Source organism: Xanthomonas sp. NCPPB 2250, from assembly GCF_056725265.1.
This window is the reverse complement of the sequence record NZ_CM161520.1, coordinates 2,956,909-2,977,677: the sequence shown is the minus strand read 5'-3', so window position 1 is coordinate 2,977,677 and position 20,769 is coordinate 2,956,909. Positions and strand designations below refer to the sequence as shown.

Here is a 20,769-nt window from a genome sequence, read left to right as displayed (position 1 = left end):
AATGCGAGTGCAACGTCGGTCGCGCCAATGGCAGTGGGGCGCTGTGCGCGACCGGGCCGTACGGCATCGGGGCTGAAGCCCCTCCCACAGGGGGGCGATCGGCTGCGATGTCTATTGGCAGGTGCCAGGTGCCTCGCCCGGCGGCTTTTTTGTCGCTTCCAGTGCCGCCACGCCCTTGTGGGAGGGGCTTCAGCCCCGACGAGGGAAGCATCGCCACGTCCGAGGTGGCGCGTCGGGCGCTTGCGTCTTGGGTGCATGCGCCCTCTGTCGCACCCGCGCGCAAACCGCTAGCCTTGTGTCGATGACGACTTCTCCGCTGCGTGTGTTGATCCATGGTGCGTCCGGCCGGATGGGCCAGGCGTTGTTGCGGCTGGCCGCGCAGGACCCGGCGCTGCAGGTGGTGGCCGCGGTGGTGCGGCGCGCGCCGGCGCAGCGGGTGATCGACGGCGTGCCGTACTTCGCCGCGGCCGAGTTGGGCGGGGTGCCGGCCTTCGACGTGGCGATCGATTTCAGCCTGCCGCAGGGCTTCGACCCGGTGCTGGCCCTGTGCACCGCACGCGGTGCGGCGCTGGTGTCCGGCACCACCGGGCTGGAGGACGCGCAGCGGCAGGCGCTGGCCGCCGCCGCCGAACGCATTCCGCTGATCTGGGCCTCGAACTTCAGCCTGGGGGTGGCGGTGCTGCACGATCTGGTCGAGCGCGCCGCCGCGGCGCTGCCGGGCTGGGACTGCGACATCGTCGAATCCCACCACGTGCACAAGCAGGACGCGCCCTCCGGCACCGCGCTGACCCTGGGCGACGCGGCCGCGCAGGGTGGCGCTACTCCGCGCTACGCCAGCCTGCGTGCCGGCGACATCGTCGGCGAGCATCTGGTGCAGTTCGCCGGACTCGGCGAGCGGGTGGAACTGGTGCACCGCGCCAGCAACCGCGACATCTTCGCCCGCGGCGCGCTGCATGCGGCCGCACGCCTGCCGGGGCGTGCGCCCGGGGCCTACCGGCTGCGCGACCTGCTCGGCTGAACGCGGTTTTCACATAAACGGCTGGCGCGGACCGCCCCGCGCCGGTACAATTCTCGCTCGCCTGTTACCCATCGCCACGGACCCGGAGAAGCGCCGAGTTCGCGGTTTCTTGCAGCCTGCAAGTTGGTGGGGCAGGGTTCCTCTCTCCCCAAGGCGAACCCCGTGACTCAACCCGCAATCCTTGTCCTTGAAGACGGCACCGTGTTCGAGGGCGAATCCGTAGGCGCTGCCGGCCTGTCCGTCGGCGAAGTGGTGTTCAACACCGCCATGACCGGCTACCAGGAGATCCTCACCGATCCCTCCTACGCCCGCCAACTGGTCACGCTGACGTATCCGCATATCGGCAACACCGGCTGCACCGACCAGGACGACGAGGCCGCCCAGGTCTGGTCGGCCGGCCTGATCGTGCGCGACGTGCCGCGCCGCCCCAGCAACTGGCGCAACCAGGTGGCGCTGCCGGACTGGTTGATCCAGCGCGGCGTGGTCGCCATCGCCGGCATCGACACCCGCAAGCTGACCCGCATCCTGCGCGAGAAGGGCTCGCAGAACGGCGCGCTGATGGCCGGCGAGGTCAATGTGGACACCGCGCTGGAAGCGGCGCGCAAGTTCCCGGGGCTGAAGGGCATGGACCTGGCCAAGGTGGTCTCCACCGACACCGCCTATCCCTGGCGCGACGGCCAACTCGACCTGGACAGCAACGCCTTCGTCACGGCCGAGCCCAAGTTCAAGGTCGTCGCCTACGACTACGGGGTCAAGCACAACATCCTGCGCATGCTCGCCGAGCGCGGCTGCGAGGTGACCGTGGTGCCGGCGCAGACGCCGGTCGCCGAGGTGCTGGCGATGAATCCGCACGGCGTGTTCCTGTCCAACGGCCCCGGCGACCCGGCGCCGTGCGACTACGCGATCGCCGCGATCAAGGAACTGCTGGCGCGCAAAATCCCCACCTTCGGCATCTGCCTGGGCCACCAGCTGCTGGCCCTGGCCGCCGGCGCGCAGACCCTGAAGATGGGCCACGGCCACCACGGCGCCAACCATCCGGTGCAGGACCTGGACAGCGGCCGGGTGATGATCACCTCGCAGAACCACGGCTTCGCGGTGGACGAGGCGACCTTGCCGGCCAACGTGCGCGTCACCCATCGATCGCTGTTCGACGGCAGCAACCAGGGCATCGCGCTCACCGACGCACCGGCTTTCAGCCTCCAGGGCCATCCGGAAGCCTCGCCGGGTCCGCGCGACGTGGCGCCGCTGTTCGATCAGTTCGTGTCACTGATGCGGGACCCGGGACCCGGGACCCGGGGATCGGAAAAGGCCGCGTAATGGCGGTCTCCCATTTCCGGGATCTCGAAGTCTGGCAACTGTCCATGCAGCTCGCCGAAGCAGTCTATTCGTTCACAGCGTCATTGCCGCACGTCGAGCGTTACGGATTGACTTCGCAGTTGCAGCGTTCCGCGGTATCGATTCCTTCAAACATCGCTGAAGGCAACGCACGCGGCGCCACACGGGACTATGCGCGTTTTGTAGCGATCGCAACAGGATCGTGCGCCGAGCTACAAACGCAGTTGCTGCTGGTCGAGCGGCTTGGGATGGGCGAACACGAAGAACTTAGCGTTGTGCTGCAGCTCTGCGAGCGTGTCAGCCAAATGCTTTCCAGATTGCAACAATCATTGCAGCGTCGGCTTGAATCCGGGTCCCGGGCCCCGGGTCCCGGGTCCCGCATTTCCGAGAACGTCGAGGATTACTGAACCATGCCACGTCGCACCGACCTCCAAACCATCCTCATCATCGGCGCCGGCCCGATCGTCATCGGCCAGGCCTGCGAGTTCGACTACTCCGGCGCGCAGGCGTGCAAGGCGCTGCGCGACGAGGGCTATCGCGTGGTGCTGGTCAACAGCAACCCGGCCACGATCATGACCGACCCGAACATGGCCGACGCCGTGTACATCGAGCCGATCAACTGGCAGACGGTCGAGAAGATCATCGCCAAGGAAAAGCCCGACGCGCTGCTGCCGACCATGGGCGGGCAGACCGCGCTGAACTGCGCGCTGGACCTGGCTGACCACGGCGTGCTGGAGAAGTACGGCGTCGAGCTGATCGGCGCCAAGCGCGAGGCCATCCGCATGGCCGAGGACCGCGAGCTATTCCGCGTGGCGATGGGCGAGATCGGCCTGGAGTGCCCGAAGGCGGCGGTGGCGCACACGCTGGAGGAGGCGCTGGAGATCCAGGCCACGGTCGGCTACCCGACCATCATCCGCCCCAGCTTCACCCTGGGCGGCAGCGGCGGCGGCATCGCCTACAACCGCGAAGAACTGATCGAGATCGTCGGCCGCGGCCTGGAACTGTCGCCGACCAGCGAAGTGCTGGTCGAGGAGTCGGTGCTGGGCTGGAAGGAGTTCGAGATGGAAGTGGTCCGCGACACCGCGGACAACTGCATCATCGTCTGCTCGATCGAGAACCTCGACCCGATGGGCGTGCACACCGGCGACTCGATCACCGTGGCCCCGGCGCAGACCCTCACCGACAAGGAATACCAGCGCCTGCGCGACGCCTCCATCGCCGTGCTGCGCAAGATCGGCGTGGACACCGGCGGCTCCAACGTGCAGTTCGGCATCAACGCGCAGACCGGCCGCGTGGTGGTGATCGAGATGAACCCGCGCGTGTCGCGCTCCTCGGCGCTGGCCTCCAAGGCCACCGGCTTCCCGATCGCCAAGGTCGCGGCCAAGCTGGCGGTGGGCTACACCCTGGACGAACTGAAGAACGAGATCACCGGCGGGCTGACCCCGGCCTCGTTCGAGCCGTCGATCGACTACGTGGTCACCAAGATCCCGCGCTTCGCCTTCGAGAAGTTCCCGCAGGCCGACGCGCGCCTGACCACGCAGATGAAGTCGGTGGGCGAGGTGATGGCGATGGGCCGCACCTTCTCCGAATCGCTGCAGAAGGCGCTGCGCGGTTTGGAGACCGGCAAGATCGGCCTCGATCCGACCGGCCTGGACCTGACCAGCGAAGACGACCTGGCCACGCTCAAGCGCGAGCTGAAGGCGCCCGGTCCGGAGCGGCTGTTCTATGTCGCCGATGCGTTCCGCGCCGGCATGAGCGTGGAGCAGGTGCACGCGCTGTCGTTCATCGACCCCTGGTTCCTGGACCAGATGGAAGACCTGATCGCGCAGGAAGCGCAGCTGGCCGCCGACGGCCTCGGTGCGCTGGACGCCAAGCGCCTGCGCACGCTCAAGCGCGCCGGTTTCTCCGATGCGCGCCTGGCCGAACTGTGCGGCACCAACGAGGCCGCGGTGCGCGCGCTGCGCCGCGCGCACAAGGTGCGCCCGGTATACAAGCGCGTGGACTCGTGCGCGGCGGAGTTCGCCACCAGCACCGCCTACCTTTACTCGACCTACGAGGACGAGTGCGAGGCCGCGCCGAGCGACCGCGACAAGATCATGATCCTGGGCGGCGGCCCCAACCGCATCGGCCAGGGCATCGAGTTCGACTACTGCTGCGTGCACGCCGCGCTGGCGCTGCGCGAGGACGGCTACGAGACCATCATGGTCAACTGCAATCCGGAGACCGTGTCCACCGACTACGACACCTCCGATCGCCTGTACTTCGAACCGCTGACCCTGGAAGACGTGCTGGAGATCGTCGAGCTGGAGCAGCCCAAGGGCGTGATCGTGCAGTACGGCGGGCAGACCCCGCTGAAGCTGGCGCGTGCGCTGGAGGCCAACGGCGTGCCGGTGATCGGCACCTCGCCGGATTCCATCGACCTGGCCGAGGACCGCGAGCGCTTCCAGCAACTGGTCGACAAGCTCGGCCTGAAGCAGCCGCCGAACCGCATCGCCCGCAACGCCGACGAGGCGCTGGTGCTGGCGCGCGAGATCGGCTATCCGCTGGTGGTGCGCCCGAGCTACGTGCTCGGCGGCCGCGCCATGGAAATCGTCTACGGCGAATCCGACCTGGCGCGCTACGTGCGCGACGCGGTCAAGGTCTCCAACGATTCGCCGGTGCTGCTGGACCGCTTCCTCGACAACGCGGTGGAAGTGGACGTGGACATCATCGCCGACCAGGATGGCCAGGTGCTGATCGGCGGCGTCATGGAACACATCGAGGAAGCCGGCGTGCATTCGGGCGATTCGTCCTGCTCGCTGCCGCCGTACTCGCTGTCGCCGGCGACCCAGACCGAGCTGCGCCGCCAGGTGGTCGAGCTGGCCAAGGCGCTGAACGTGGTCGGGCTGATGAACACCCAGTTCGCGGTGCAGGTGAACGACGCCGGCGACGACATCGTCTACCTGCTGGAAGTGAACCCGCGCGCCTCGCGTACCGTGCCGTTCGTGTCCAAGGCGATCGGCGTGCCGCTGGCCAAGATCGCCGCGCGCTGCATGGCCGGCAAGACCCTGGCCGAGCAGGGCGCGCTGAAGGAGATCGTGCCCGACTACTACTCGGTGAAGGAGGCGATCTTCCCGTTCGCCAAGTTCCAGGGCGTCGATCCGATCCTCGGCCCGGAGATGCGTTCCACCGGTGAGGTGATGGGCGTGGGCCGCAGCTTCGGCGCGGCGTTCGCGCGTGCGCAGGAAGCCGGCGGCATCAAGGCGCCGCCGCTGGGCAAGGCCTTCGTGTCGGTGCGCGATCCGGACAAGCAGCGCGTGCTGCCGGTGGCGCAGGCGCTGGTCGAGCGCGGCTACACCCTGGTCGCCACCCGCGGCACCTGCGCCTGGCTGCAGCAGCACGGTCTGCAGTGCGAGCAGGTGAACAAGGTCGCCGAGGGTCGCCCGCACATCGTCGATCTGATCAAGAATGGCGAAATCGTGTATATCGTCAACACCACCGAGGGCCGGGCGGCGATCTCCGACTCGTTCTCGATCCGCCGCGAAGCCCTGCAGCATCGCGTCACCTATTCGACCACGGTCGCCGGCGCGCGTGCGCTGGTGCATTCATTGGAATTCCGCGGCACCGGTCCGGTCTGGGCGCTGCAGGAACTGCACAAGGAGCTGGAAGCGTGAGAGCCCCGATCACCATGCAAGGCGCGCAGCGGTTGCGCGAGGAACTGGATCACCTGAAGTCGGTCAAGCGTCCCGAGGTCATCACCGCGATCGCCGAGGCGCGCGCGCACGGCGACCTCAAGGAGAACGCCGAGTACCACGCCGCGCGCGAGCAGCAGGGCTTCATCGAAGGCCGCATCAAGCAGCTGGAGAGCGAGCTGTCGCACGCCGAGGTCATCGACGTCAGCAAGCTGGCGGTCGGCAGCAAGGTGGTGTTCGGCGCCACCGTGACCCTGGCCGATGTGGAGACCGACGAAGAGAAGCGCTACCAGCTGGTCGGCGACCTCGAAGCGGACATCAAGCTTGGCCTGATCGCGATTTCCTCGCCGCTGGCGCGTGCGCTGATCGGCAAGATGGAAGGCGACAGCGTCAGCATCGACGCCCCGGCCGGACGCCGCGAGTACGAGATCGTCAGCGTCGCCTACGTCGGCTGATCCGATGGCGGTCGCCACCTTGCTGTTGCCGGAGCGGGTCCGCCTGGCCGGCGCCGTGCTGGCCGGCGAGGTGGCGCGCGCGTTCGGCCGCGCCGACCGCACGCAGGCCGCGCCCGGCGGCGAGGCGCAGTTGCGCCGCCATTTCGTGCTGGCGGAAGCTTCGCTGCCGGCCGCGGCGCTGACCCGCCAACTGGACGCCGGCGATGCCGGCGACGGCCTGTGGCTGCGCGCCGATCCCGCCTACGTGGTGCCGGACATGCAGGGCGCGCGGCTGATGGCGCATAGCGACATGCTGCCGCTCGACGCGGTGGACCTGGACGCGCTGTTGCCGGCGGTGCAGGGCGTATTCGCCGAGAGCGGGCTGACCCTGGATGCGCCCGATCCGACCCGCTGGTACCTGCGCCTGCCGGCCGACAGCGTGCTGCCGGTGTTCGCGGCACCGGCGCAGGTGCTCGGGGCGGACCTGTTCGATCATCTGCCGCAGGGCGAGGACGCGCGCCGCTGGCGTGCCCTGCTGACCGAAGTGCAGATCGTGCTGCACCAGCATCCCTGGAACCGCGAACGCGTCGCCCGCGGCCAGCCGGCGATCAACTCGCTGTGGTTCTGGGGCGGCGGCCGCCTGCCGGCCACGGTCGGCACTGCGCATGCGCAGGTGCGCAGCCGCGATCCGCTGTTGCGCGCGTTGGCCAAGGCCGCCGGCGTCGCCGATGCGCAGGCACCGCGGGTCGATGCGCTGGTCGACCTGCGTCAGTTGCGCGCGCCCGAGCAGTTCGTCGGCGAGGTGGTGCAGCCGCTGCTGCAGGCGCTGCGCGATGGCGAGCTGCAGCAGCTGCAGCTGGATTTCGAGGACGGCACCTGTTTCCGTATCGCCCCTGCGCAACGCTGGCGCCTGTGGCGGCGGCCGCTGTCGCGCCTGGACGCATGAGTTCGATCGCGCGCATCGTGCGGCGGCCCGCGGCGGCCGCGGCCGGCCCGTGGCATGAGGCCACGTTACCGTTGCTGCGGCGTATCTACGCCGCGCGCGGCGCGCACGACAGCGGCCTGGCGCAGCCCAGGCTGGCGCAACTGCTGCCGCCGGATGCGCTGAGCGGCATCGACGACGCCGTGGCCCTGCTCGCCGAGGCGATCGCTGCGGGCAAGCGCATCCTGGTGGTCGGCGATTTCGATTGCGACGGCGCCACCGCCTGCGCGGTGGCGGTGCGCGGGCTGCGCCTGCTTGGCGCCGCGCAGGTGCTGCATGCGGTGCCCAACCGCATGGTCCATGGCTACGGGCTGTCGCCGGCGCTGGTGGCGGAACTGGCGCCGTTGCAGCCGGACCTGCTGGTCACGGTGGACCACGGCATCGCCTGCCATGCCGGCGTCGCCGCGGCCAAGGCGCTGGGCTGGCAGGTGCTGGTCACCGACCACCACCTGCCGGGTCCGGCGCTGCCGCCGGCCGATGCCATCGTCGATCCGAACCTGGCCGGCGACGCGTTCCCGAGCAAGATGCTGGCCGGCGTCGGGGTGATCTTCTACGTGCTGCTGGCCTTGCGCCGGCACCTGCGTGTGCGCGGCGCGTTCGCGGCGGCACCGCCGCCGGACCTGAGCGTACTGCTGGACCTGGTCGCGGTCGGCACCGTCGCCGACCTGGTGCCGCTGGATCCGAACAACCGCGCGCTGGTCTCGGCCGGTTTGCGCCGGTTGCAGCGCGGCGAAGGTTGCCTCGGCCTGCGCGCCTTGATCGAAGCCAGCGGCCGCGACCCGGCGCGGCTCAGCGCCAGCGACATCGGCTTCGCGCTGGCGCCGCGGCTCAATGCCGCCGGCCGGCTCGAGGACATGGCCCTGGGCATCGAGTTGCTGCTGTGCGAGGACCCGCAACAGGCGCGCACGATCGCCGCGACGTTGGAGGAGATCAACGCCGAGCGCCGTGCCGTGCAGCAGCAGATGACCGACGAGGCCGAGGCAGTGGTGGCGCAGGCGTTGCTGGCCGCGCCCGAGCAGCCGCCGGTGGCGGTGTGCCTGTTCGATGCGCAGTGGCATCCCGGCGTGATCGGCCTGGTCGCGTCGAAGATGAAGGACCGCCTGCATCGGCCGGTGATCGCCTTCGCCCCGGCCGAGCCGGGCAGCACCCAATTGCGCGGCTCGGCGCGCTCGATTCCCGGCTTCCACATCCGCGACGCGATGGCGGCGGTGGAGGCGCAGCGGCCGGGCCTGATGGAGAAGTTCGGCGGCCACGCCATGGCCGCGGGCCTGAGCCTGCCGCAGGACGCGCTGGCCGAGTTCGAAGAGGTATTCCGTGCGCATGCGCTGGCCAGCCTGGACGCGGAACTGTTGCAGGCCGAACTGCTCAGCGACGGCGCGCTGGACCCGCACGAACTCGACCATCGCCATGCCGAGGCGCTGCGCCAGGGTGGGCCATGGGGGCAGGGGTTTCCCGAGCCGCTGTTCGATGGCGAATTCGAGGTGCTGCAGTGGCGTGTGCTGAAGGAGCGCCACCTCAAGCTGAGCCTGCGCTGCCCCGGCCGTGCCGAACCCTTGAACGCGATCCATTTCAACGGCTGGCACGGTCGCGAACCTGGCCGCCGCGTGCATATCGCCTATCGTCTGGTCGCCGACGACTACCGCGGCGGCGATGCGGTGCAGCTGGTGGTGGAGCACTGTCTGCCGTTGGATGGCTGAGCAGTTGGCGGTCTGACGCTACGCGTGGTGCCGGACCCTCACCCCAACCCCTCTCCCGGTGGGAGAGGGGCTTTGCTTCCCTTCTCCCCTCGGGAGAAGGTGGCCCGCAGGGCCGGATGAGGGTAGGGCGCAGCCTCGCGTCGTCTGTTGCATCGCGCCTGTGCCGCACCCTCACCCCAACCCCTCTCCCAGAGGGAGAGGGGCTTCGCTATTCCTTCTCCCTTCGGGAGAAGGTGCCCCGCAGGGGCGGATGAGGGTACGGGCGCAGCCTCGCATCGCCAAAGTGCCGCGCCTTGCGCCACACCCTCACCCCAACCCCTCTCCCGATGGGAGAGGGGCTTGCGCGTCGCCTGAGCCTGGACGCACACAAGCAACCCCATCGCGTCACGGCGGACGTTCAAGCCATACCGTCCCAGCAAGGAGCGATCCATGCCGTCCACCATGCGCAGCAACGTGTGCGTGTTGTTGCTTTCGTTGTCGTTACTCGCCGCGGTGCCGGCAGGGGCGCAGTCCGCGCCGCAGCGGCAATTGGTCGCGCCGTTGCTGCACACCGACGCCGGCGAACATCCGGTCGAGCTGCGCTCGGCGACCGTGCGTGCGCATGCCGCCGCAGGCCTGGCCGAAACCACGGTGGAGCTGGAGTTCTTCAATCCCAACGCGCGCGTGCTGGAAGGGCAGCTGACGTTCCCGCTGCGCGAGGGGCAGCAACTCAGCGGTTTCGCCCTGGACGTCGACGGGCAGATGCGCGACGCGGTGCCGGTGCCCAAGGCGCGCGGGCGCCAGGTGTTCGAAGCGGTCGAGCGGCGCGGCGTGGATCCGGGCCTGCTCGAGCAGACCGCCGGCAACCAGTTCCGGCTGCGCGTCTACCCGCTGCCGGCGCATGGCAGCCGCCATGTCCGCCTGGTCTATCGCGAATCGCTACAGCGCACCGCCGCCGGCTGGCAATGGCGCTTGCCGCTGGCGTATGCGGTCGGCGCGCGGTCGCTGCAGGTAGCGCTAAGTAGCCAGGCCGCGCCTGATGAACGCGCGGCGACCCCCAGCATGCGGCTGCTGCCGACGGCGGACGGCGGCTACGCCGCGTCCTGGTCCGGCAGCCCGGCGCAGTTGCCGCCGGAGCTGGTGCTGTCGCTGCGCGCGAGCGCCACGCCGCGCGTGGCGACCGGTCTCCACGATGGCCAGCGCTACTTCCAGGCGCTGGTGCCGATCGCCGACCTGCATGGCCCGCGCCCGCTGCCGCAGCGCATCGGCCTGCTCTGGGATGCGTCCGGTTCGGCACGACAGCGCGACATTCCGGCCGAACTGGCCTTGCTGCAGCGCTATTTCGCTGCGGTCGGCACTGCCCAAGTCGATCTGATCGTGCTGCGCGACCGTGCCGCGGCGCCGCGCAGGTTCCAGGTGCGCAACGGCGACTGGAGCGCCCTGAAGGCGGCGTTGCAGGCCGAGCAGCCCGACGGCGCCAGTGCGCTGGGCGCCTGGCAACCGGCGGCGCAGGTGCAGGAGTATCTGTTGTTCAGCGATGGCCTGGGCAACTACGGCGCGCAGACCATGCCGACGCTGGCGCCGGGGCAGCGCCTGTATGCGATCGACTCGGCCGGCGTGCACGCCGATGCCGCGCGCCTGGCGGCGATCGCGGAAGCGCGCGGCGGACGCGCGATCGCGTTGCAGGGCCTGCCGGGCGTGCAGCTCGCCAGCGAGCGGCTGTTGCAGCGTGGCGGCGAACTGGTCGCGCTGGACGGTAGCCAGGTCGCCGATCTGGTCGCCGATTCGCGCGACGCCGACAATGGCTACCTGCGCATCGCGGGGCGCCTGCTCGGCGCCGATGCGACGCTGCACCTGGAGATCGCCACCCCCGCCAGCACCCGACGCCTGAGTCTGCCGTTGCGCGAGGCGCAGGAAGTTCCAGGCGACCTGGTGCCGGGCGCATGGGCGCGGGCAATGCTGCGCAGTCTGTCCGCCGATCCGCAGGAATCGGCCGCGCGCCGCCAGGCGCTGGCGACGCGCTTCGGGCTGGTCAGCGCCGACACCTCGTTGCTGGTGCTGGAGAACGCCGACGACTACGCCCGCTATGGCATCCCGGCGCCCCCGGCGCTGCGTGCGGCGGTGGCGGGTGCGCAGGTGCGGCAGCAGAAGCTGCAGGACGACACGCGCAAGCGACGCATCGACGCGATCGCCGACGCGTTCGCGCAGCGTGTCGCCTGGTGGCAGCGGCGCTTTCCCAAGGACGCGCCGCCAGTGGCGATCGCCGCCGCTGACACTGCCGACCAGCGCATGCAGGCCCCGTCGGGCCCGCAACGGTCCATGGCCCTCGCAGCACCTGCGCCGATGCCCGCGGCCGCACCTGCATCCACGCCGCTGGAACTGAATATCCTTGGCGGTTCGTCCGTTGCGTCCAGCGACGCGGCCGCGTCGGCGACTGCGCGCGAGCGTGTGGCGGCTCCGGCCACGATCTCCCTGGCCGTGCAGCCCTGGCAGCCGGATTCGCCGTATGCGCGGCGCCTGCGGGCGGCCGCGGCGGACGCGGTGTATCCGCTGTACCTGAGCGAACGCGCGGCGCACGCCGACAGCGTGGCGTTCTACCTGGACGTGGCCGACGTGCTGTTCGAGCGCGGCCAGCGCGACCTGGCCCTGCGGGTGCTGTCCAACCTGGCCGAGCTGCAACTGGAAAATCGCCACGTGCTGCGCGTGCTCGGCTACCGGCTGCTGCAGGCCGGTCGCGCCGACCTGGCGGTGCCGGTGTTCGAGCAGGTGCTGCGGCTGGGCGAGGAGGAGCCGCAGAGTTTCCGCGACCTGGGCCTGGCCTATGCCGCGCGCGGCGACGCGCAGGCGGCGATCGCGCAGCTTTACCAGGTGGTGGTGCGCGACTGGGACACGCGCTTCGACGGGGTGAGCATGATCGCGCTCAACGAACTGAACGCGATCGTGGCGCGGGCGCCGCGGCCGCTGGATACCCGCTTCGTCGATCCACGGCTGCTGCGCAACCTGCCGCTGGACCTGCGCGTGGTGCTGAACTGGGACAGCGACAACAGCGACATGGACCTGTGGGTGACCGACCCCAATGGCGAGCGCTGCTATTACGGCAATCGCGCGACCTACCAGGGCGGCCAGCTGTCGCCGGACTTCACCGGCGGCTACGGGCCGGAGGAGTTCTCGCTGCGCAGCGCCAAACCCGGCAGGTACAAGGTGGAAGCGAACTTTTTCGGCGAGCGCCAGCCGCTGGTCACCGGCGCCACCACCTTGCACCTGCAACTGAGCACGGGCTGGGGCACGGCCGCGCAGCACGACCAGCAGGTGACGCTGCGCCTGACCGAGCGCAAGGAGACGGTGCTGGTCGGCGAGTTCGACGTGCGCTGATCCGCCCATGGCGCGCCGGCGCGGTCATGCCGGCGCGCTACACTTTGGCCATGTCCGATCCGTCCGGCGCCAGCGCCTATTCCCGTTTCCAGCCCTGGCGCCGCAGCTTCGAAATCGGCTTCTGGGTCGCGCTCACCCTGATCAACGCCATCGCCAACAGCGTCACGGTGCTGATCGACATCCGCAACACCGGGCTGCATTTCGCCGCATGGGAGCCGGTGGTCTGGGAGTGGTCCAGCCAACTGATGTTCCTGCTGATCGTGCCGCTGGTGGTGCTGCTGACCCGACGCTACCCGCTGCACTGGGACACCTGGCGGCGCCGGCTGCCGGGCTACCTGCTGGGCAGCGTGGCGCTGTCGGTGCTGCACGTGGTGGGGATGGTCGCCCTGCGCAGCCTGGTCTACCGCCTGCAGGGCCAGCAGTACGACTTCGGTCCTTGGCCGCAGGGCCTGGCCTACGAATATCTCAAGGACGTGCGCAGCCTGGCTTCGATCGCGCTGTGCGTGCAGATGTACCGGTTCCTGTTGCGGCGCTGGCAGGGCGAGGCGGCGCTGCTCGGCGCGCCCGACGCCGGCCCGCCGGTGGGCTCGCTGGAACGGCCGGAACGCTTCCTGGTGCGCAAGCTGGGCCGCGACTTCCTGGTCGCCGCGGCCGACATCGAATGGCTGCAGGCCGCCGGCAACTACGTCAACCTGCGCGTGCGCGGCCACGACTACCCGCTGCGCAGCACCATGGCTGCGATCGAGGCGCGGCTGGACCCGGCGCGGTTCGTGCGCATCCACCGCAGCTACATCGTCAACCTGGCCAGCGTGGTCTCGATCGAGCCGTTGGAGGCGGGCGAGGCGCGGGTGCACCTGCGCGACGGCAGCCAGGTGCCGTGCAGCCGACGCTATCGCGCCGCGCTGCGCGTGGCGGCCGGGGAGGGCGAGGCGGCGACCATCGAGTAGGCCGGCGGCGCTGTGGCGCGGCGGCCGGAATTGCTAGAATCGCGCTCTTGTCTGCCGGAAACGCCGCAATGATCGAACTCAATCCGATTCGCCACCGCATCGCCGATCTGTCCGATCGGGTGCTGTCGCTACGGGGGTTTCTTTGACTACGACGCCAAGAAGGAGCGTCTAGAGGAAGTCACCCGGGAGCTGGAAAGCCCCGACGTCTGGAACGACCCCGAGCGCGCCCAGGGCCTGGGCCGTGAACGCGCCAGCCTGGAGAAGACCGTCGGCGGCATCGCCAGCGTGCTCGATGGCCTGAACGAATCGCTGGAATTCCTGGAACTGGCCGAAAGCGAGAACGACGAGGCCACCGCGCAGGCGGTGCTGGCCGACGTCGACCGCTTCCAGGCGCAGGTGGAGAAGCTGGAGTTCCAGCGCATGTTCTCCGGGCAGATGGACGCCAGCAACGCCTTCGTCGACATCCAGGCCGGCGCTGGCGGCACCGAGGCCCAGGACTGGGCCGAGATCCTGCTGCGCATGTACCTGCGCTGGTGCGAGTCGCGCGGCTGGAAGACCGAGCTGATGGAAGTCTCCGGCGGCGAAGTGGCGGGGATCAAGTCCGCCACGCTGCGCGTGGAAGGCGACTTCGCCTACGGCTGGCTGAAGACCGAGACCGGCGTGCACCGGCTGGTGCGCAAGTCGCCGTTCGACTCGGACAACCGCCGCCACACCAGCTTCACCTCGGTGTTCGTGTCGCCGGAAGTGGACGACAACATCGACATCGACATCAATCCGGCCGATCTGAAGACCGACGTGTACCGGTCCTCCGGCGCGGGCGGCCAGCACGTCAACAAGACCGAGTCGGCGGTGCGCATCACCCACGTGCCCACCGGCATCGTGGTGGCCTGCCAGACCGGGCGCAGCCAGCACCAGAACCGCGACAACGCGATGAAGATGCTCGCCGCCAAGCTGTACGAGCTGGAGATCCAGAAGCGCAACGCCGAGCGCGATGCGGTGGAGGCGACCAAGTCCGACATCGGCTGGGGCAGCCAGATCCGCAACTACGTGCTCGACCAGAGCCGGATCAAGGACCTGCGCACCGGCGTGGAGCGCTCGGACACCCAGAAGGTGCTCGACGGCGACCTGGACGAGTTCGTCGAGGCCAGCCTCAAGTCCGGCCTGGAAGCCGGCTCCAAACGCAGCGACGCCTGAACCGGCGGCCTCCGTCCTGGCGACGGAGGCCGTGCGGCGGCACACGGCCCGCCGGCTGGTGCATTCTTTCCCTTCCTCACGCATCCCCCATCCCATGACCGAGCAGACCCCCGCGCCGTCCCTTCCAGTCGACGAGAACAGCCTCATCGCCGAACGGCGCGCCAAACTCGCCGCGCTGCGCGCGCAGGGCGTGGCCTATCCGAACGATTTCCGCCGCAGCGACTTCGCCGGCGATCTGCAGGCCGAGTTCGCCGACACCGAGCGCTGGACCGCCGAAGCGCTGGAGGCCCAGGGCCGCAGCCTGCGCCTGGCCGGGCGCCTGCTGGCCAAGCGGGTGATGGGCAAGGCCAGCTTCGTGCAGCTGCAGGACGAGTCCGGGCGCATCCAGCTGTTCCTGCAGGCCAACGCCCTGGGCGAGGCCTACGACGCCTTCAAGGGCTGGGACATCGGCGACATCATCGGCGTGGAGGGCGGGCTGACCCGCACCAAGACCGGCGAGCTGTCGGTCAAGGCCACCGCGCTGCGGCTGCTGACCAAGGCGCTGCGGCCGTTGCCGGACAAGTGGCACGGCCTGTCCGACGTGGAGCAGCGCTACCGCCAGCGCTACGTCGACCTGATCGTGTCGCCGGAGGCGCGCGAGGTGTTCGTCAAGCGCTCCAAGATCATCCGCGCCATGCGCGCCTGGCTGGACGCGCGCCGCTTCCTGGAAGTGGAGACGCCGATGATGCATTACATCCCCGGCGGCGCCACGGCCAAGCCGTTCACCACCCACCACAACGCCCTGGACCTGGACCTGTACCTGCGGGTGGCCCCGGAGCTGTACCTGAAGCGCCTGGTGGTCGGCGGCCTGGAACGGGTCTACGAAATCAACCGCAATTTCCGCAACGAAGGCGTCAGCACCCGGCACAATCCGGAATTCACCATGATGGAGCTGTACGAGGCCTACGCCACGTACCACGAGGTGATGGACCTGACCGAGAACGTCATCCGCGACGTCGCCCGCGAGGTGCTGGGCACCACCCAGGTGCACTGGGACGGCGCCGACATCGACCTGGCGCCGGCGTTCCGCCGCTGGCGCATGGACGAGGCGGTGCGCCACCACAACCCGGAGATCAGCGCCGCCGACTGCACCGACCGCGAGGCCCTGCTGCGCCATTGCGAGCGGCTGAAGATCCGCACCAAGCCGTCCTACGGCTGGGGCAAGCTGCTGCTGGAGATCTTCGAGGCCACGGTCGAGCACACCCTGATCCAGCCGACCTTCATCACCGACCACCCGGTCGAGGTGTCGCCGCTGGCCCGTTCCAGCGACACCGAGCCGGGCTACACCGACCGCTTCGAGCTGTTCATCAACGGCAAGGAAATCGCCAACGGTTTCTCCGAGCTCAACGACCCGGAAGACCAGGCGGCGCGGTTCCAGGCCCAGGTGGCGGCGAAGGACGGGGGAGACGACGAGGCCATGCACTTCGACGCCGACTACATCCGGGCGCTGGAAGTCGGGCTGCCGCCGACCGGCGGCCTGGGCATCGGCATCGACCGACTGGTAATGTTGCTTACCGGCAGCAGCTCGATCCGTGACGTGCTGCTGTTTCCGTACATGCGTCCGGAGGCTTAACCTAGCCGCGGACGAGGTGGCGCGGTTCTTGCACCAGGCGTTGCACGCAAAAGGAAGTGAGGTGGACGGGCCGGGGTGAGTCAGCGCCGGCGCGTTCCCGTTGTCGTCTCAGCAGCCCGCGCAGATGCGACGGGCGGAGGATTGCAGATGCATGATGCCAGCATGAGCCTCTCCGGCGCGTCCTCGAACGGGGACCGTCTCCACTGGGCCGACGGAAGCGACAATCGTTTGAACATCGTCATCGTCGACGATCAGACCTCCGCGCGGACGATGCTGCGGCATGTCATCGAGGACATCGCCCCGGAACTGACCGTGCGCGACTTCGGCGACTCGCAGGCCGCGCTGGCCTGGTGCGAGGCCGGCAAGGTCGACCTGTTGCTGCTCGACTACCGCATGCCGGGCATGGACGGGCTGGAGTTCGCGCGGCGCCTGCGCCGGCTGCCCAAGCACCGCGACATCCCGATCATCCTGATCACCGTGGTCGGCGACGAGCCGATCCGCCAGGCGGCGCTGGAAGCGGGGGTGATCGACTTCCTGGTCAAGCCGATCCGCCCGCGCGAACTGCGCGCGCGTTGCCACAACCTGTTGCAGCTGCGGCTGCAGAGCGAGAACATCAAGCAGCGCGCGATGTCGCTGGAGCAGCGCCTGCTGGCCAGCATGCGCGAGGTCGAGGAACGCGAGCGCGAGACCCTGTCGCGGCTGGCGCGGGCCATCGAGTACCGCGACGTCGGCACCAGTGCCTACCTGGAACGCATGGCCCACGTGGCGGGGCTGATCGCCGAGCAACTGGGCCTGTCCGAGGACGAGGTGCGGGTCATCGAGATGGCCGCGAGCCTGCACGACATGGGCAAGATCGCCATTCCCGACGCGGTGCTGCTCAAGCCGGGCAAGCTCAACGAGGACGAGATGGCGGTGATGCGCATGCACCCGCGCATCGGCTACGAACTGCTCAGCGGCAGCCAGAACCGTTTCATCCAGGTCGGCGCGCTGATCGCCCTGCGCCACCATGAGCGCTACGACGGCAGCGGCTACCCGGACGGCCTGGTCGGCGAGGCGATCCCGTTGGAAGCGCGGATCGTGGCGGTCGCCGACGTGTTCGACGCGCTGATCTCGCCGCGCCCCTACAAGGAAGCCTGGACCATGGATGCGACGCTGGCCTATCTCTACGCCCAACGTGGCCGCCTGTTCGACCCGCGCTGCGTGGATGCGCTGTTCCGCGGTCGCGAGCAGCTGCAGGTGATCTGCGAGAAATTCTCCACCGCCTCGGCGCGACCAGGAGTCTGACATGACCTCGGCGATCACGTGGGTGCGGCAACGGTTCGCGGAGCGCAAGGATACCGAGCACGGCCAGGCGTTCGTCCGCATCTGCATGGTCGCGCTGATCCTGGCGTACGAACTGTCGTTCTCGCACGGTTGGGACATCGCCCCGCGGCAGCGCGCCTATGTCATCGGCCTGACCCTGATCTCGCAGGCCGTGGCTCTGGCCTTGATGAGCTGGATCCTGGCCCGGCCGCAGCGCTCGGACGTGCGCCGGATCATCGGCATGGTCGCCGACTACGGACTCATGTCGATGGCGATGAGTGCGATCGGCGAACCGATGGCCTGCATCTACGTGGTCATCATGTGGGTCACCATCGGCAACGGCCTGCGCTACGGGAACCGTTATCTGTACCTGGCCGTGGCCATGGCGGTGGCCAGTTTCAGCATCACGCTGATGACCAGCGACTACTGGATCGCCAATCGCGGCCTGGGCATCGGCTTGCTGGTCGGTCTCGCCGCCATTCCGCTATACCTGTCCGGGCTGTTGCGACAATTGACCAGCACCACCGCCGAGGCGCGCCGCGCCAGCGAGGCCAAGAGTCGCTTCCTGGCCAACATGAGCCATGAGTTCCGCACTCCGTTGAATGGACTGTCGGGCATGACCGAGGTGCTGGCGACCACGCGGCTGGACGCCGAGCAGCGCGAGTGCGTCAATACCATCCAGGCCTCCGCGCGCAGCCTGCTGTCGCTGGTCGAGGAAGTGCTGGATATCTCCGCGATCGAGGCCGGCAAGCTCCGGCTCGACAAGCGCGATTTCTCGCTGCGCGAAACCCTGGAGGGGATCAGCCTGATCCTGCAGCCGCAGGCACGGGCCAAGCGCCTGGCCTACCAGGTGGACGTCGCTCCGGACGTGCCGGACTATCTTTCCGGCGATCCGGGTCATCTGCGCCAGGTGCTGCTGAACCTGGCCGGCAACGCGATCAAGTTCACCGAGACCGGCCGGGTCGATATCCGGGTTCGCCTGCACAAGAACGAGCAGGGACAGCCGAAACGCCTGAGTTTCGACATCGTCGATACCGGGATCGGGGTGACGCCGGAGATGCGGCCGCGCCTGTTCGAGGCGTTCGAACAGGCCGACGTCGGCCTCGCGCGCCGCTACGAAGGCAGCGGCCTGGGCACCACGATCGCCAAGGGCCTGGTCGAAGCGATGGGGGGCAGTATCGGCTATCAGGAGAACGCACCGCGCGGCAGCCATTTTTGGTTCGAACTGCCGTTCGTGGCCGCGGCGGTACCGGCGTCGACGGACCTCGGGGCGCCGGCGGCCAGCGTGCCGGCGGTCGCCGAGGAGATCGATACCAGCGGCAACGTCATCGCGTTCTCCGATCCGTTCCTGCGCCACCGCGCGCGGGTGCGCGGCATGCGTATCCTGGTCGCCGACGACCACGCCGCCAATCGCATGGTGCTGCAGCGCATGCTGCAGAAGGCCGGCCATCGCGCCATTTGCGTGGACGGCGCCGAGGCGGTGCTGGATGCATTGGCCGAAAGCGAATTCGATGCGGTGATCGTCGACCTGCACATGCCCGGCATGAGCGGGCTGGACATGTTGCGGCAATTGCGGGTGATGCAGGCCGGCGGGCCGCGCACCCCCGTCGTGGTGCTCAGCGCCGACGTCACTCCCGAGTCGATCCAGCGCTGCGAGCAAGCCGGTGCCCGGACGTTTCTGGCCAAGCCGGTGGTGGCCAATCGCCTGCTGGACACGCTCTCCGACATCGCGATGGAGGGGCGCTTGCGCGTCGGCAGCGAGACGAGCACGGTGCGGCAGAGCGCGGTGTCGAGCGAGGGCGTGCTGGATTCGTCGGTCCTGGACGAACTCGCCGGGCTTGGCATGGGCGACGGCTTCGAGCGCGAATTCATCTCGCAATGCCTCAACGATGCCGAGGGCTGCCTTGGCGGCATGCAGATCGCCGGTGAGGCCGAGCATTGGGAACGCCTGCGCGAACATGCGCATGCGATCAAGGGTGTTGCCAGCAATCTCGGACTGATCCGGCTCGCCAGTCTCGGTGGGGAACTGATGCAGATGCCGGAATGGCAGGTGCGCAGCGAGTGGCGTCCGCGCTTGATGGCGCTCAACGCCAGCCTGACCGAAGGCCGCGAAGCCCTGGAACTGCGCGCCCGGCAGAGCGCCGTACAGGACGGCGAACTGCGCTGAGGAAAGCCCGGCGCTGGGCCGGGTCATCCCTCATTGCCGGCAGCATGCCGCGCTCAGGCGGCGACCACGCCGGCTTGGGCGCGCCGGACCTGGGCGCGTACCAGCCGATCCATGATCCGCAGCGACTTTTCGCCAAGGGCCAGCGCCGCATCCACCCAGATCTCCGTCACCGCCAGCAGCTCTTCGCGGCGCACCGGCTGCACCACGTTGCGCATCGCGTTCATCGCCAGATGCGCCAGGGGCGCGCGCCGCTGTTGCTGGATCAGATCGTGCACCGCGTCCTTGCCCTGGCCCTTGGGGACCAGCACGTCGACGATGCCCATGGCATGCATCTCCTGGCTGCTGAAGACATGGCCTCCCAGGATGAGCTTCTCCGCGGCATGCGGCGCGATGCGACGGCTGAGGAACGAATACGCGCCCATGCCGGGAAACAGGCCGAACATGATTTCCGGCAGGCCCATACCGACATCCTCTTCGGCCACGATCACATGGCACGACAACGCCATTTCCAGTCCACCGCCGAGGGCATCACCCTGAAGCAGGGCGATGGTGCGGAAATTGCCGCCGAGCCCTTCGTGAAAACGGTGTACGCCATCGATGCAGCTTGTCGCGTAGGCCATCAGGCCGGCGCGATCGCGGCGGCGGATGTAATGGCCGAACAGTTCCAGATCCCCGCCAAGGTTGAACGCGCTGCCATCGGACGCCAGCACCAAACTGCCCAATCTCGCCGACGCCAGGCTGCCAGGCTGGCTGATCGAGGCGAGGTAGCTGTGCATCTCGCGCATCAAGGTGGGATGGAAGCAGGGCCGCTGCTTCGCGGCGCTGCCTGCATGCATGTACAGCCAATGGCTATCGTCGTCGCCGTCCGCATCGATGCGGATGCTGGAGTAGGCGCGGGTACGGGGCAGCGTGTCGATCGTGCTCATGGCGGGCTCTCGGAAAGACGCCCGCGGAGATGGCGTGGCGCAGCGGGCGAGTGCGTTTCCACCCGGCGGATGCTACACCCGGGTGCCGCGGCCGGAACTCGCCCCGCCAGCGCCTGCACGGGCGCCGCGCGGG

General features: G+C 69.1%; 14 protein-coding genes. 13 read left to right on the top strand and 1 reads right to left on the bottom strand.

Annotation, left to right across the window (positions count from 1 at the left end):
• Positions 1 to 301 precede the first annotated feature (301 nt).
• From dapB to AC1PMG_RS11550, 13 genes are all read left to right on the top strand, one after another.
• Positions 302 to 1,018 (top strand): 4-hydroxy-tetrahydrodipicolinate reductase, encoded by a 717-nt coding sequence (dapB, locus tag AC1PMG_RS11610; protein WP_242161276.1) that lies wholly within the window; start codon positions 302 to 304, stop codon positions 1,016 to 1,018.
• A 162-nt stretch (positions 1,019 to 1,180) separates the two neighbouring features.
• Positions 1,181 to 2,335, top strand: a complete 1,155-nt coding sequence (carA, locus tag AC1PMG_RS11605; RefSeq protein ID WP_481108979.1) for a glutamine-hydrolyzing carbamoyl-phosphate synthase small subunit — start codon at positions 1,181 to 1,183, stop codon at positions 2,333 to 2,335.
• Positions 2,335 to 2,760 carry a four helix bundle protein gene (locus AC1PMG_RS11600; RefSeq protein WP_342072651.1) on the top strand — a complete coding sequence of 142 codons (426 nt, stop codon included), beginning with the start codon at positions 2,335 to 2,337 and terminating at the stop codon, positions 2,758 to 2,760. Before carA ends, AC1PMG_RS11600 begins: the two co-directional genes overlap by 1 nt.
• Before the next feature lie 3 nt (positions 2,761 to 2,763).
• A complete protein-coding gene (gene carB / locus AC1PMG_RS11595) occupies positions 2,764 to 6,006 on the top strand; it encodes a carbamoyl-phosphate synthase large subunit (RefSeq protein ID WP_481108978.1) in 3,243 nt (1,080 codons plus the stop codon).
• A gap of 8 nt (positions 6,007 to 6,014) precedes the next feature.
• Entirely contained in the window at positions 6,015 to 6,479 is a 465-nt protein-coding gene (gene greA / locus AC1PMG_RS11590) for a transcription elongation factor GreA (RefSeq protein ID WP_026143501.1), read from the top strand.
• A 4-nt stretch (positions 6,480 to 6,483) separates the two neighbouring features.
• The gene (locus AC1PMG_RS11585; protein WP_481108977.1) at positions 6,484 to 7,404 is read left to right on the top strand and encodes a phosphoglycerate mutase; all 921 of its coding nucleotides are present in this window, start codon (positions 6,484 to 6,486) and stop codon (positions 7,402 to 7,404) included.
• On the top strand, positions 7,401 to 9,137 hold the full coding sequence (gene recJ / locus AC1PMG_RS11580) for a single-stranded-DNA-specific exonuclease RecJ (RefSeq protein WP_481108976.1): 1,737 nt from the start codon (positions 7,401 to 7,403) through the stop codon (positions 9,135 to 9,137). The genes AC1PMG_RS11585 and recJ overlap by 4 nt, the downstream gene beginning before the upstream one ends.
• Positions 9,138 to 9,566: 429 nt before the next feature.
• Positions 9,567 to 12,488, top strand: a complete 2,922-nt coding sequence (locus AC1PMG_RS11575; RefSeq protein ID WP_481108975.1) for a VIT domain-containing protein — start codon at positions 9,567 to 9,569, stop codon at positions 12,486 to 12,488.
• A gap of 50 nt (positions 12,489 to 12,538) precedes the next feature.
• Complete coding sequence (locus AC1PMG_RS11570; protein WP_481108974.1) at positions 12,539 to 13,435, top strand: LytTR family DNA-binding domain-containing protein; 897 nt, start codon at positions 12,539 to 12,541, stop codon at positions 13,433 to 13,435.
• A 68-nt stretch (positions 13,436 to 13,503) separates the two neighbouring features.
• A protein-coding gene (gene prfB, locus AC1PMG_RS11565; RefSeq protein ID WP_160958641.1) for a peptide chain release factor 2 occupies positions 13,504 to 14,629 on the top strand; the annotation gives its coding sequence in 2 pieces (ribosomal slippage) (positions 13,504 to 13,578 and positions 13,580 to 14,629; 1,125 coding nt in all).
• A 94-nt stretch (positions 14,630 to 14,723) separates the two neighbouring features.
• Positions 14,724 to 16,241 carry a lysine--tRNA ligase gene (gene lysS / locus AC1PMG_RS11560; RefSeq protein WP_481108973.1) on the top strand — a complete coding sequence of 506 codons (1,518 nt, stop codon included), beginning with the start codon at positions 14,724 to 14,726 and terminating at the stop codon, positions 16,239 to 16,241.
• Between the two features lie 147 nt (positions 16,242 to 16,388).
• The gene (rpfG, locus tag AC1PMG_RS11555) at positions 16,389 to 17,525 is read left to right on the top strand and encodes a cyclic di-GMP phosphodiesterase response regulator RpfG (RefSeq protein WP_043086876.1); all 1,137 of its coding nucleotides are present in this window, start codon (positions 16,389 to 16,391) and stop codon (positions 17,523 to 17,525) included.
• A gap of 1 nt (position 17,526) precedes the next feature.
• Positions 17,527 to 19,710 (top strand): ATP-binding protein, encoded by a 2,184-nt coding sequence (locus tag AC1PMG_RS11550; protein WP_342072657.1) that lies wholly within the window; start codon positions 17,527 to 17,529, stop codon positions 19,708 to 19,710.
• 53 nt (positions 19,711 to 19,763) lie between these two features.
• Here the strand turns inward: AC1PMG_RS11550 and AC1PMG_RS11545 are convergent, their stop codons facing one another.
• Positions 19,764 to 20,636, bottom strand: a complete 873-nt coding sequence (locus tag AC1PMG_RS11545; protein WP_267084377.1) for a crotonase/enoyl-CoA hydratase family protein — start codon at positions 20,634 to 20,636, stop codon at positions 19,764 to 19,766.
• Positions 20,637 to 20,769: the final 133 nt, after the last annotated feature.